The sequence below is a fragment of the Bradyrhizobium sp. 2TAF36 genome (assembly GCF_052114925.1).
GTDB classification, from domain to species: Bacteria; Pseudomonadota; Alphaproteobacteria; order Rhizobiales; family Xanthobacteraceae; genus Bradyrhizobium; species Bradyrhizobium barranii.
Genome location: NZ_JBFRFR010000133.1, coordinates 1 through 12,560, shown reverse-complemented (window position 1 = coordinate 12,560; position 12,560 = coordinate 1). Strand labels below are relative to the sequence as shown.

At 58.1% G+C, this 12,560-nt stretch carries 11 protein-coding genes and 1 pseudogene; 7 read left to right on the top strand and 5 right to left on the bottom strand.

Going from position 1 to position 12,560, the window contains the following annotated elements; all coding sequences use genetic code 11:
- The 6 genes from AB4Z51_RS41720 to AB4Z51_RS41695 all read left to right on the top strand — a co-directional run.
- A partial coding sequence (locus AB4Z51_RS41720; RefSeq protein ID WP_441499479.1) for an ABC transporter permease subunit occupies positions 1-213 on the top strand: 213 nt, incomplete at its 5' end.
- Positions 210-1,091 carry a branched-chain amino acid ABC transporter permease gene (locus AB4Z51_RS41715; protein WP_441499478.1) on the top strand — a complete coding sequence of 294 codons (882 nt, stop codon included), beginning with the start codon at positions 210-212 and terminating at the stop codon, positions 1,089-1,091. The genes AB4Z51_RS41720 and AB4Z51_RS41715, both read left to right, overlap by 4 nt.
- Positions 1,088-1,834 (top strand): ABC transporter ATP-binding protein, encoded by a 747-nt coding sequence (locus AB4Z51_RS41710; RefSeq protein ID WP_441499477.1) that lies wholly within the window; start codon positions 1,088-1,090, stop codon positions 1,832-1,834. Before AB4Z51_RS41715 ends, AB4Z51_RS41710 begins: the two co-directional genes overlap by 4 nt.
- Positions 1,834-2,544 (top strand): ABC transporter ATP-binding protein, encoded by a 711-nt coding sequence (locus AB4Z51_RS41705; RefSeq protein WP_441499476.1) that lies wholly within the window; start codon positions 1,834-1,836, stop codon positions 2,542-2,544. The genes AB4Z51_RS41710 and AB4Z51_RS41705 overlap by 1 nt, the downstream gene beginning before the upstream one ends.
- 40 nt (positions 2,545-2,584) lie before the next feature.
- Positions 2,585-3,343 (top strand): SDR family NAD(P)-dependent oxidoreductase, encoded by a 759-nt coding sequence (locus tag AB4Z51_RS41700; RefSeq protein WP_441499475.1) that lies wholly within the window; start codon positions 2,585-2,587, stop codon positions 3,341-3,343.
- A gap of 168 nt (positions 3,344-3,511) precedes the next feature.
- Positions 3,512-4,075: an HpcH/HpaI aldolase/citrate lyase family protein gene (locus tag AB4Z51_RS41695; protein ID WP_441499474.1), complete on the top strand. Its 564-nt coding sequence runs from the start codon at positions 3,512-3,514 to the stop codon at positions 4,073-4,075.
- Between the two features lie 588 nt (positions 4,076-4,663).
- On the opposite strand, the gene AB4Z51_RS41690 is transcribed toward AB4Z51_RS41695, so the two are convergent.
- Complete coding sequence (locus AB4Z51_RS41690) at positions 4,664-4,939, bottom strand: hypothetical protein (protein ID WP_441499473.1); 276 nt, start codon at positions 4,937-4,939, stop codon at positions 4,664-4,666.
- A 690-nt stretch (positions 4,940-5,629) separates the two neighbouring features.
- Here AB4Z51_RS41690 and AB4Z51_RS41685 point away from each other — a divergent pair.
- Positions 5,630-7,105, top strand: coding sequence for a PHA/PHB synthase family protein (locus AB4Z51_RS41685; protein ID WP_441499472.1), 1,476 nt, complete (start codon positions 5,630-5,632; stop codon positions 7,103-7,105).
- Positions 7,106-7,479: 374 nt separating this feature from the next.
- Here the strand turns inward: AB4Z51_RS41685 and AB4Z51_RS41680 are convergent, their stop codons facing one another.
- From AB4Z51_RS41680 to AB4Z51_RS41665, 4 genes and pseudogenes are all read right to left on the bottom strand, one after another.
- A complete protein-coding gene (locus AB4Z51_RS41680; protein WP_441499471.1) occupies positions 7,480-8,832 on the bottom strand; it encodes a cytochrome-c peroxidase in 1,353 nt (450 codons plus the stop codon).
- A 58-nt stretch (positions 8,833-8,890) separates the two neighbouring features.
- Positions 8,891-9,826 (bottom strand): lactate/malate family dehydrogenase, encoded by a 936-nt coding sequence (locus AB4Z51_RS41675; protein WP_441499470.1) that lies wholly within the window; start codon positions 9,824-9,826, stop codon positions 8,891-8,893.
- 325 nt (positions 9,827-10,151) lie between these two features.
- On the bottom strand, positions 10,152-10,712 hold the full coding sequence (locus tag AB4Z51_RS41670) for a KUP/HAK/KT family potassium transporter (protein ID WP_441499469.1): 561 nt from the start codon (positions 10,710-10,712) through the stop codon (positions 10,152-10,154).
- A gap of 492 nt (positions 10,713-11,204) precedes the next feature.
- Positions 11,205-12,417: pseudogene (locus AB4Z51_RS41665) on the bottom strand (tyrosine-type recombinase/integrase); the annotation flags it as partial.
- Positions 12,418-12,560 lie beyond the last annotated feature (143 nt).

Sequence of the window (12,560 nt, the reverse complement as noted above, 5' to 3'; positions counted from 1 at the left end):
GCCTTTGTCGTAGTCGTTCTCGGAGGGCTTGGCAGCGTCGCCGGCGCCATGGTTGGAGGGCTGATCATTGGCGTCACCCAGACGCTGACAGGCTTCTACGTCTCGGTCGAACTCAAGGACGTCATGGCGCTTGTGCTGTTCATCCTGATTCTGTTGATCCGTCCTCAGGGACTATYCGGCCGCGCTGGCATGGAAGAGGTCGGCACCAAATGAGCGCGTTCTTCAATGACTACTACCTCAACATCGCTGTGATGACCTGCCTCTGGGCGGCCCTGTCCGGAGCCTGGAATTTGATGGCGGGTTATGGCGGACTGGTGTCGCTCGGCCAATCCGCGTTTTTCGGCATCGGCGCCTACATCACTGCGATCGCTTTCACCAAATACGGTGTTTCGCCTTGGCTTGGCCTGATCGCCGGCATTTTTATTACGACCGGGCTTGCCGTGGTGATCAGCTGGCCCTGCTTTCGGCTGCGCGGAGCCTTCTTCTCGCTGGCGACGCTGGTCTTTCCCATCGCAATGGAAATCGTCGCAAATAATTGGAGCGATCTCACCCGAGGCCCAAGCGGCATCGCGATCCCGTTCCAACCGGGTATCTCTACATTCATCTTCAGCTCACGGTGGGCCTATCTCATCGCGGCCTTCGCGCTGATGATGACGGTCTACGGGATCACCCGCTGGATGCATCGCGGCAGGCTCGGTCTCTATTTAATCGCCGTTCGCGACGACGAGGCAACGGCGGCCAGCATGGGCATCAAGACGGTCAAGGTAAAGCTGATCGTCACCATGATCAGTGCTGCACTCACTGCCGTCGGCGGTTTCTTCTATGCCCAGWACATCCTATTCCTCGATCCGCCGAGCGTGTTCTCGATCAATATTTCGGTGCAGATCGCGCTTTTGAGCATCATTGGCGGGCTTGGCACACCGCTCGGACCAATTGTGGGTTCGCTGGTGATGACTCCGCTCGATGGGGTGTTGAGCCAGTTCTTCGGTGGTGGGCCCCGGCTGTTGATCTATGGCGCCGTGCTTCTCGGGACAGTGCTGCTGGCGCCCAAGGGTATCGTCGGCACACTCAAGGCATGGCGTCCCACATGACGGACACGACCAGCCGATCTATTGGTAAGGACCTGTTGTGCGCCAACGGGCTTGTGCGCCGCTTTGGCGGCCTCGTCGCCGTTAACGAGGTGTCGCTGAATGTGGCCGACCGCGAGATTGTTGGGCTCATTGGTCCCAATGGCGCCGGGAAGACATCGCTATTCAATATCCTCAGCGGTCAACTCGGGCCCGATTCCGGCAGTGTCAGTTTCGCCGGCCAGGATCTTTCAGGTTCTTCTGCAAGTGTCTGCGCTCGCGCGGGCATTGGCCGTACGTTCCAGATCGTCAAGCCCCTTGTGAGCCTGACGGTGCATGAGAACGTCACCGTCGGCGCGCTGCTGAATCATCCGCTGGCGACTGCACGTGAAAAGGCCGCGGAGATCGTTGGTCGCGTTGGTATGCGTGGGTTGCTCGACCAGCAGGCGGGCAGTCTGACCTTGGAGTCCCGCAAGCGGCTCGAACTCGCGCGCGCTCTCTCGATCGAACCAAGGATGTTACTGCTCGATGAGATACTCGCCGGCCTCAATGCTTCGGAAGTCAACGAGAGCATTCATTTGATCCGCAGCTTCGCGCATCAGGACGGCCTCGCCGTCATCATGATCGAGCACAATCTGCATGCCGTGATGTCGCTTGCCGACAAGGTTGTAGTGCTCGACTACGGACGTAAGATCGCCGAGGGCAAGCCGGAGGTGGTGGTGCGAGACCCGGCTGTAGTGGCCGCTTATCTCGGGAGCGACGACTGATGGCGCTCGATATAACCGATCTCACTGCCGGTTATGGTGATATTTCCGTATTGCGCGGCGTCACCTGTTCGGTATCGGCCAACAGCGTCGCTGCTTTGCTCGGCRCCAATGGTGCGGGCAAGACCACCACGCTGAACGCGATCTCCGGCCTGCAAACCAATGTCTCCGGCGGTACGATCCGGCTCGAAGGCAACGATATTACGCGTATGCCGGCCCATGAGCGGGTCGAGGCGGGCATCGCCCATGTTCCGCAGGGCCGCCAACTCTTCGCATTTATGAGCGTGCGCGAGAATCTTGAACTTGGAGGCTACGCACCGCGGGCGAGGGGGCACGAGAAGGACGCGCTTGAGCGGGTCCTTTCCATTTTTCCCCGGCTAGAGGAGCGGCTTGGCCAGCAGGCTGGGTCGCTGTCTGGCGGCGAGCAGCAGATGTGCGCAATCGCGCGCGGCCTTATGTCGAAGCCGCGCTACCTGCTGCTCGATGAGCCCTCGCTCGGCCTGGCCCCAATTGTGGTCAAGCAGGTCATGGCTGTCATCGGCCAGATCGTGGCTCAAGGCATCGGCATTCTGCTGGTCGAGCAGAATGTCGCCCTGGCCCTCAAGCAGGCGCAGTACGCTTACGTGCTGGAGCAGGCCAGGATCGCGATCGAGGGCCCTGCCGCCGCTCTCCAAAACGATGATCGGGTCAGAAAGGCCTATCTCGGACTTTGAGCCCGCTGGCAAGTATCAAGTCACGGTAAAGGGGAGGACCATGGATCTTAAGCTCGCCGGCAAGGTCGCGCTTGTCACCGGCGGTAGCGTCGGCCTCGGCCGCGCGATCGCGCAGATGCTTGCCAAAGAGGGATGTCGCCTCGCAATCGTGGCCCGGCGAGAAGCCCCTCTAAGAAATGCGGCGGACGAGATTGCGGCTTCTGGACGCGAGCGGCCGTTGATGATCGTCGCAGATATCACGCAGCACGACGCAGCCGCGCGTATCAGAGATGAAGTGCTTGCCGCTTTCGGCCGCCTCGACATTCTCGTCAACAATGCCGGCGGTTCGCGGCCCTTCGACGGCCTAGGCACGCGTCAACAATGGGATGAGGCCATGGCGCTTAATTTTCATGCCGGTCGGGAACTCGCCCATGCCTTCGTGCCCATGATGCAGGCTCAGAAATTCGGTCGGATCATCAATCTGACCGGAGGCGATGAGCCGTTGGCGTTGAATGGTGGCATTCCGCCCAATGGAGCCACCCATATCTGGGCAAAGTCGCTTTCCCGTGTTGTCGGCAAGGATGGGATCACGGTCAATTCGATCCCGCCCGGCCGGCTACACTCCGAGCAGATCGATCAGAAATTATTGCCGACCGAGGAATCTCAGCGCAAATGGGTCGCGGAGAATTGTCCTGCTGGCTATATCGGCGAGCCGGAAGATCTCGCAGTGCTTGTCGCCTTTCTTGCTTCGCCACTTGCCCGTTACATCACGGGCCAGGTAATCCACGTTGACGGAGGTGCGCGACGCTTCTCGCACTAGGTCAGGTTCGTGAATATTTGTCAGATCGAAGGCATGAGCTCATTGTCACCGCCGTGACCGGCGTCGTCAAGAATATGCAGCCTAGTGGTCGTCCATCGCTTGTGCAGTTGCCAGGCCGTGGACAATGGTCCGCTGATGTCGAAACGACCGTGGATCAGGGCGCCGGGAATGCCGCGCAGCGACAGGGCGGCGCAGATGCATGCCCTGGATGCGGCGATCACCCATTGGGAACGAGAGCTTAAAATAGCAACGAACAGCACCGATATCCTGCCGGTCTGCGAAACGGCCCGCGGCGTGGTCGAGGTGTGTTCGATCGCCGCGAGCAGCCCCCGAATCCGGTGCGCCTTTCTTGGAGCGGAAGACCACTCCAATGATCTGTGCGCCGAACGAGGCATTGACGCGGTCGAACTGGACTACGCACGCCGGCGGTTCATCCTGGAAGCTCGCGCGGCCGGCATTGAACCGATCGATGCCCCTTATACGTTCAGCGACGTTGAAGGTGCGGTCCGCGAGGCTGCGTTCTCACGTCGTCTCGGCTACCGCAGCAAATTCCTAGTGCGCCCCGCGCACGCGGTTGCGCTGAACGCGGTCTTTACTCCAAGCGCGGACGAGCTGGCGCGTGCGTCTGCAATTGTCGAGGGCTTCGGTGCCGCGCGGAAGCGCGGCGAAGACCGCGCCCAGATCGACGGGCTCTGGATTGAAGTGCCAACATATCGCAACGGCGCCGACTGATCGAGCGAGCAGAACGATTGGGATAAGGAGCCGGATGGGTCTCGCGCAGCCGACCAAGGCCATAGCGGAACCATCGCCTTGCAACTCGAACGGTGCTCGCCCGTTGCAGCCCGTCAGCAAAAGGCCGCAGCGGCTTGCGACGCTGCGGCCCCGCCGGGTCAAAAAAATACGTGAAATATGGTCCAGCCCCGGCGTCGACAAAGCTACGCCCGAGGTTTTTGCGAGCAAATAGAATCGGTGCGTCGCTTACCGAACGAGACTAGCTGTTACCGCTGGACAACTAAAACCTCAGGAACCTTGACCTAGAGGTCGGTCGAGGCTTGCGGGCTAATTTGGGTCAACTATCTGGTGCGACTGGCTGCCGCGCCGACAAAGTCCTCCCTTATCGATTTCTCCAGTATGCTTGGCTTGCGCTCGGCGGGGCGTGCTTCACGAGGGATGGAGCGGCCCCGGCGCTTGCCAGCCCCTGCCGGGGGTCGCTTCCCTAGTGAGAGTCCGCGCTCATCCGACCTGTGACACCGGCCGCAAGCGGCGCAACGGTATGTGCGCCAAGTCAAGAGAGCGACCTTCCGAGTGCGCAAAGCGACTTCAGTTGCGTAGCCGAACGCGTGACCGCTTGACGATGGACGATACGACCCGATCGTAGGTTTCTAGTGCTGCCTCGGTCGCCAACTTGACCATTTCGCGATAGGCGATTTCGTTCATTTGAGTGAAACTGTCCCGGATCGCGTCAGCCAACTCTTCATCGGTGACCGATGATCGATTTTGATCTGCTTTTCCCGTCAGGCGGCTATACAAATTGAGACGGTAGACTTCGGCCGAAATTTGCCAGGCCCAATCTTCGGGATTTAGCTGTTCTGTCATCACCGCAATGCAGGATCCGGAGGGTGGTAAGTCGTTGCAGCGGGGATCAGATAGCTGATGAAGATCGGTCTAAACACCAACCCATGGTTGGACCAATATGCTGCTCTGGTTGCACCGCCGTTGTTTGGGGCTTCGTAGACGATGTCCGTTATTGGTAACCTATTCCACACGCAAGCATCATCGCTTTAGTTGTTCCTAGACTCCGCTGTGTCACCCTGGCGACACAGCGTTCGGCGATCTGCTCAACCGATCCTCTCCGGTGTCGGCGAAGCGGCAGCGTATCCCTCCGATCGCCATACGCCTTCGCATGGGCCAGGTGCGATCGAGACCAATTATCGGCACGGTCCATTTGGGGCGGTCTCAGTGCTGACGAGGCAAAGGCGCCTCATAGACGTTGGAAAACCTCTTACATTGGAGCCGCAATCACAACCGCCCCAGCGGCGATCGGATATTTTGGCGGCCCTCGCGCCTAGACGCCCGGGTGACCTTTTGCAGAGCACAATATACTCGAATTTGTGCGGATCGCCGGACGAATCCAGGCATCTACATGTGATGCTCAACGTTGATCGCAGCACAAGGAAACTTGGCTTACGACCTCACGTTAATCCAGCCACCCGTGGGATCGACCGCCTCTTCGCTGGCGTTCGATCCCAGCGGTGCTACTCTTTCGAAAAACGGAGGGAGGAAGACATGGGAGATCGATCGACGCAACCTACGTGGGATCCTCTTGTTCTCGCCGGCCAACTGCACTCGGTCGCGAAGCAGAGCCAGTTGTTGATGCAGCGGTTCGCCACATCCCAGGCCGACGCCACGAAGGTCGGCATGGGAGACACCTCGATGCTCGGGTTTGATTTCGTCGATCTCATGACAAGAATGATGTCGGACCCGACGCCGGTGGCGAAGGCCCAGATCGACCTCTTCAACGAATGCATGGCGGTTTGGAAATCGGCGGCAGAAAGCATGTGGCTGACGCGGCCTTGCGAGTCCGACAAACCCAAGGACAAACGTTTCAAGCATCCCGACTGGACCGAGAATGCAGTCTTTAACTACGTGAAGGAAAGCTATCTGGTCGCCGCCAAGGCAATCCTTTCGACCGTCCGAGACGTCAAGGGCATGGACGACGCCACTGCTCGAAAGGTCGACTTCTACACGCGTCAGTTCGTCGACGCCATTTCTCCTTCGAACTTCGTCGCCACCAATCCGGAGGTGCTCAAAGCCACGCTGGAGACCGGAGGACAAAACCTGCTCCGCGGGCTGGATAACCTGCTTTCCGATCTCGGTCGTGGCGAGGGTCGCCTCTCCATCACGATGACCGACATGAAGGCTTTCCGGCTCGGCGAGAATATCGCAACGACTCCCGGGAAGATCGTTTTCCAGAACAACCTGATGCAGCTTATCCAGTACGCTCCTTCGACAAGCGACGTACGCAAGCGGCCTCTCCTCATTATCCCGCCGTGGATCAACAAGTTCTACGTCCTCGATCTTCAGCCGAAGAATTCGCTTATCAAGTGGGCGGTCGACCAAGGCCATACCGTCTTCGTCATCTCCTGGGTCAATCCGGACGAGAAGCTCGCTGAGAAGGGCTTCGAAGACTACATGCTCGAGGGTCCAGTCGCAGCCCTGGATGCAATAAAAAGGGCGACCGGCGAAGAGCAGGTCAATGCCATCGGATACTGTCTTGGGGGCACTCTGCTCGCCTCAACGGCCGCCTACCTGGCCGCGAACGAAGACGACAGGATCGCAAGCGCAACCTACTTCGTGACGCTGGTGGATTTCGCGGAAGTCGGTGATATGGCCGTCTTCATAGATCAGGAGCAGCTCGCAACGCTCGAAAGGCGCATGCGCGAGCGCGGATATCTCGACGCTCAGGATATGGCGACATCATTCAATATGTTGCGGGCCAACGACCTGATCTGGTCCTTCGTCGTGAACAACTACTTGCTCGGCAAGGAGCAGCTCCCGTTCGACCTACTGTTTTGGAACTCGGACTCCACACGGATGCCCGCTGCCATGCATTCATTCTACCTCCGGGCAATGTATCTGGAAAATCGTCTATCCAAGCCCGGCGGCATCACGCTCGCTGGCACCCCGATCGACCTGTCGCGGATCAAGATCCCGTCGTTCATCCTGTCCACGCGCGAGGACCATATCGCCCCATGGACGTAAACCCCGTCCGAGGTGCCGCTGGGCAGAGCCGAGGGGGCGTCGTCCCGATCCTGCTGCCTTAAGATCTTGAGCACGCCCCGCACATCCCAGGTGACGATCGCCATCCAGGCCGAACAGAGAGCTTAGCGCCAAAGTTCTTGTTTTGTGCGAATTTTGTTCGCGCGAATCGTGCGATTAGGAAATCGGCAAGCAGTCATTGAAATCGGTGCGAACGTGTGTCGCCGCAGCAGTCGAAGCTTCCTTGATGTGGGCCTAATTGCGCGATGAGAAACGGTTCAAGCAAAGACGTCGATCTCACCATGTTTGGAGCATGTGCTGTCATCTCTCCCGGGTCTTTGGCATATCGACAGAATACCCACACCTGCACGGCCAAGCTATGGTCCGTTCAACATTGGCGGCTTGGGCTGCTTCGGCCTTGGTCCAAAAGCCCGCGCAGTATCTCGTTGCGGACGATCCGTCTTGGATAGCGCTAACTGACGCGCGTACTCAATCTCGCCGGCGTCTTTGTAGGGTGCGCTAGTTAGAGAGGCTAGGAAGGCGACCAGTTCATCGATTTCGAGCTCAGTTAGCGCTAGGGGTTCAATGTCGTTGTCGAGCCATGGGTCGCTGGTGCCATCGCCGTGGTTGTAGTGATCTAATGCGTCCCATAGGGTTTGCATCGATCCATCGTGAAAGTAGGGGCCGGTGATTAGTACATTCCGCAAGCCTGGTGTTTTAAAAGCGCCAATGTCGCTCTTCCGCTTCGTGACAAGAAACCGCCCTAGAACAGACATCTCGCCTTCAATTGCCGCTATATCGATGTCGAGCTGCTTGCCGTGCACCAGCTCGCGTTCGGCTTGCTGTGCTAAAGACGCAACATCATGGTGCAGTATTCCAATGCCGATATTGTGGAACTGATTGTCGGTAAAGACCGTGGTATCACGCGTAATACTTGTCAACGCGTGGCACAGATTGCAGCGTCCTTTGGTGTTGAACAGGTCCCAACCGTGCTTGGCCATGTCGCTGATAGCCGTTGGTTCGCCGGCAATGAAGCGATCGAAAGGTGAATCGAACGACGTAAGCGTTCGTTCGTACGATGCGATCGCGCGCAGCATGTCGGCTTCGTTGACGCCGCGGCCATAGGCCTGGTTGAAAGCTGCTTGATAGGCCGTGTCGTCTGCGATTCTCGAGACGGCTTCGGCGATGCTGGGCGTCCCCATTTCGAACGGGTTTGTGATCGGAAGGGCAGCTTGTTGTTCCAGCGTGTGTACGCGACCGTCCCAGAACTGAGTGCTGTTGTAGAGTGTGTTGAGGATTGTGGGAGCATTTCGCTGCCCAATACGGCCACGAATTCCAACGGACCGAGGGCGGCCGTCGGTAAACGCGCGAACAGGATCGTGACATGTAGCGCAAGCGACAGTGCCGTCATCCGAAAGTCGCCGGTCGAAGAACAGTTGCTCCCCAAGGGCAACTGAGGCGGACGTGATTGGGCTGCCAGGAGGTATTGCGTCCTCAGTCAGGCTCGCTGGAAAGCCAACCTCATCGGACGAACGCGGCGCGGCGAGGGGGCCTGGCCGCGGCAACGCCGGGGCTTTTCCTGGCTGAAGCGGCGGAGGCGGGCCCAAGTCGCCGCTTTCCGCGGCTTCGACCGGCATCTTCACCAGCGGCTGTAATCCGAAGATGGCAGCCGAGAGTATGATGAACCAGCGTGCCTTGCGGCGCGCGGGTAGACACTTGCGCTTCGTCACGAATGGCGCGACTGGACCGCCAGCAGACGTTGAAATGACTAGAGGTCGTTCGTTCATCTCAATGCTCTAGCTGAGCAGCGGCACTCGCGATGTGATGCGCGCTAGCGCGCAACGCTGCTTCCTCCGCCGTGCTCAGATCTGGCCTGATAGTGCGCTCAATCCCGGAGGCTCCGATCACAGACGGCATCGAAAGGCTTACGCCGAACCCGGAATGCCAACTCGAAACGGGGATGACGATTTTTGAATCTCGAAGAATTGCTTCGACGATCCGAGCCGAAGCGATGCCAATGCCGTATTGGCTGGCCCCAATGCCCTCGATGATGTTGATGTTCGCCTGCCGAACCTCTCGCTCGACCTGATCTTTCAACTGATCCGCGTTTCCAAAACGACCGCCAACGAGGCCGCCAGCGATCTGAGCCGAAGACCAAAGAAAAACACTTGAAGTGCCATGCTCGCCGACGACCCATGCGTCAACTGCGCTCGCAGCGACACCCAGCTTCCGTCCGAGATGGGTCTGGAAGCGCAAGCTGTCAAGGAACGTGCCGCTGCCGAAGACACAGTCATGCCCGGCGAGTGAACGAGTCAAGTCCGTTAATGGGTCTGGCGGATCGGTAACGACTAGAATGATCGCGTGCGGAGCCGCCTCAACGATGCGCGGCACAAGGTCACGAAAGATCCCCGCATTAGCTCTCAGAAGCCTCAGTCGACCTTCGGTGTCTCTTCGGTCCATCGCGCCGCCTGCCTTTTCGTTTACCCCTGCGGTGAGAAGGACAACCGAACAGTCGGCCAGGTCAGACATGACCGCACTCCGAACCATGGCGAGGTCGCCGAGCGCGGCTCCATACGTAATATCCGTCGCAATGCCATCGCTCCGCGCTCGTGTTCGATTGACGAGAATAACTTCATCGGCGCTTCGACGAAGAGCCAGCGCAATGCGCAGGACGCGCCAACTGCGCCAGCGCCGACAATCCCGACTTTCTGCATTTCGTATCACCTTTAATGCGTGGGAACTCCTAGCCACATGGAGAGCCGAGAGAGTGGTTGAAAGGAACGCCCGAGATTGCACGGCAAAAGTTCGTGCGAATTTGATGGGTAGTCGAGAATTGTCGCTCAAAGGCGTGCGTTGAATGGACTTGGYACCAAATTGGCATAGCAGCGTAGTTCTCGGCCGGTTTCCTCGAGATGGTCAAGAAGGGGCTCATTCAGCTGAGGACCAAATGGAATGCTTAAGACGCCGAAAGGACATCGCTTGTCTACCTTCCCTTCATCTCAAAGAAGCTATTAGAGCTAGGCCAAGGCGGCTCCGTGCGTGACCGAAATTATAGCTCTATCCGCCGGCCAATTTCGACAAGGGAGTTGCTCGGCACCTTAAATCGGTCGACCGCGTGAGCAGCGTTTCGAGACATCCATCCGAAGAGTGCGATAGGGCAACGAGATATCCAGGAGCGAGTTCCCGAACTCACTGGGTCGTAACGTTCAACGAAATAGGTCGGAGCGCCCACGATCGGCAACCCCTTGTGCTTGGCTTGAGCTAATGCCAGAGGCAGGTCGGGGCTATCGAGGAAGCCGAACCGAATTGTTAAGTGCCAGAGACCGTGGTTCAGGTTTCCAAGCTCGATACGCCCACTCTGCGACACGCGCGGTATGCGTTCGAATTTGACGGTAAGTGCAATGGCAGTTTCGGGAAGCGAATGGGTGTGCCGAATGTAGTTCACGATGATGGGCGGAATGCCCTTTTCGAGCTGCGTCAGGAATACTCCGGTGCCGGATACTCGGGCCACGTTGTGGCGGCGCAGGTAGTGGATCAGGTCAACGGTCGTCGATGCACGGTCGACGTTGCGTCGATGAAGTGCCTTGACGCCCTGGTGCCAAGTCACCATCAGGAGAAATACTGCGGTTCCGAGAACGAGGGGTATCCGCAATCCTCAGCGACGGCATAAGTGGCGGGCCGATCATAAATGATCAGCATCAAGTTATTGGCATTGCGAAGAAGGGAGGGATTCAGGAACGAAAGCAGTTGGCGGTGGAGGCTTCAGAGCTTCTGAAACTTGCCGGTGAATAACGGCTTGCCGGTCCGCGGAACGACCATGTTGTCAAATCCTCTAAGTTGGAGTTTTAAATAAATTCTATCTTTAGATGTCGCACAGTTGGGGTACAGATTGGGTACAGAATGAACGTGAACAAAAGCAGAAAGATGCACCCGAACGATAGCAAAAAATCAATAAAATCAATGTCCTACAGGTGTGAGCCTTAGTTCGGGACGAAGGAAACCGAATGTTGAATAGGCGGTTGCGCTACAGCCTTTTAGATTCCGAGGTGCGCTGCACCGACCGCGGCGCCGAGCACCAAAGCTATCCGGCCTATGCGTGCATTCAGGCTGCATGCCGAATTCTGTCTTGATCCTCACCCAGATCGCCTCGCTTCATCTGGTGCCCGCCGGTTACGCATCGGCTTGCGCAGCGTCCGAGCCAATCTCGCAAGGCGGCGTCCTTCGTAAGCATTTTACCGATAGCGGAGAACACAGCGGTGCTGATCGCTTGTTGCTGGCTGCGCAGGTGGTCCTCAAGCAGCTTGTGGCGGGTAACGTAGCCGGCATTCACGCCTGGGATTGAATGGTTCATCAGCAGCTTTGCGTCGAATTCTGAAACTCCAGCAGCTGTGGCAATGGTCCGGAATGTTTGGCGAAGATCGTTACCCCACTTCGAAAGGGTATCGCGATCCTCTTTTGTTTCGGCAAGATGGCCCGACTCACTGTCGCCGGGAAAGATCCATTTCCGCGACTGCAACGGATACATCTGCCTACCGAAGCGTATTGCCCGAATGAGACACAATATCATTTCTCGGGAGAGTGGGATGTCGAAAGCTCGCTTTCTGCCGCCCTTTGGCTTTTCGATGTGCAGAGTTCGGCGGCGAAAGTCGACGTGACTCGGCTTTACCTGCTGTAATGCGGTAGTCCGAGATCCACAGAGCAGCGTGAGCAGATGAAATTCGCGGCGGACCGGATTTTCGAGGGCAGCCAACTCCCGGAACCATTCGGTCAAGTCGCTCGCGCCCATGCCGGTATCTCGGCGCTTCTCCTCATTCCAGTCGACGGCGTCTGCTGGGTTGTCGCGTGGCAGCAATCTGTTGGTCTTGCGAGCATGATTGTAGATTGCGCGTAGCGTTCGCATGCAACCATTTGCTATAGGGACCGTTCTCTTTCGAAATGTCGTCGTGCTTCTTGGCAACGCGAGCAGGATCCATTGCGAGTTCGCCTAGTGAAGTATCAAGCCATTCCGCAAAGAGCCGTTCTACGTGATCGCGATAACCGCTTATGGTCTTTTCACTGCGACCCTTTCGGATCAAGTGGGCTTCCCGATATCGCTGCCATGCTTGTCTAAGAGTGACAGTCGAAACCTCGATTTTCGCCTCGTTCCCAGCCTGGCCGGAACCAGTGTCTCCATCTTGCTTCGCCGTCTTCGGATGCTGTCCTCTGCTGATCTGAGCCAGATATTCCTTCGCGATCGCGCGCGCTGCTCGGGTCGTCAACTCGCGCGTGTCGCCGATAGATACTCTGATCGAAGACGCCCGCTTTCCTCCTGACCTTGCCCCCAAGTTTTATCCAGTCCTGAGTTCGCCCCGGCTGTTGGATTTGCCCGGTTGGACGGTGGCAGCGGCGGGAGCCGGCGCGGAGCCCTCGGCATAGCGCAGCGCCGGCTCCCGGCGCGGGTGGCAGGTGAAGGCGAACT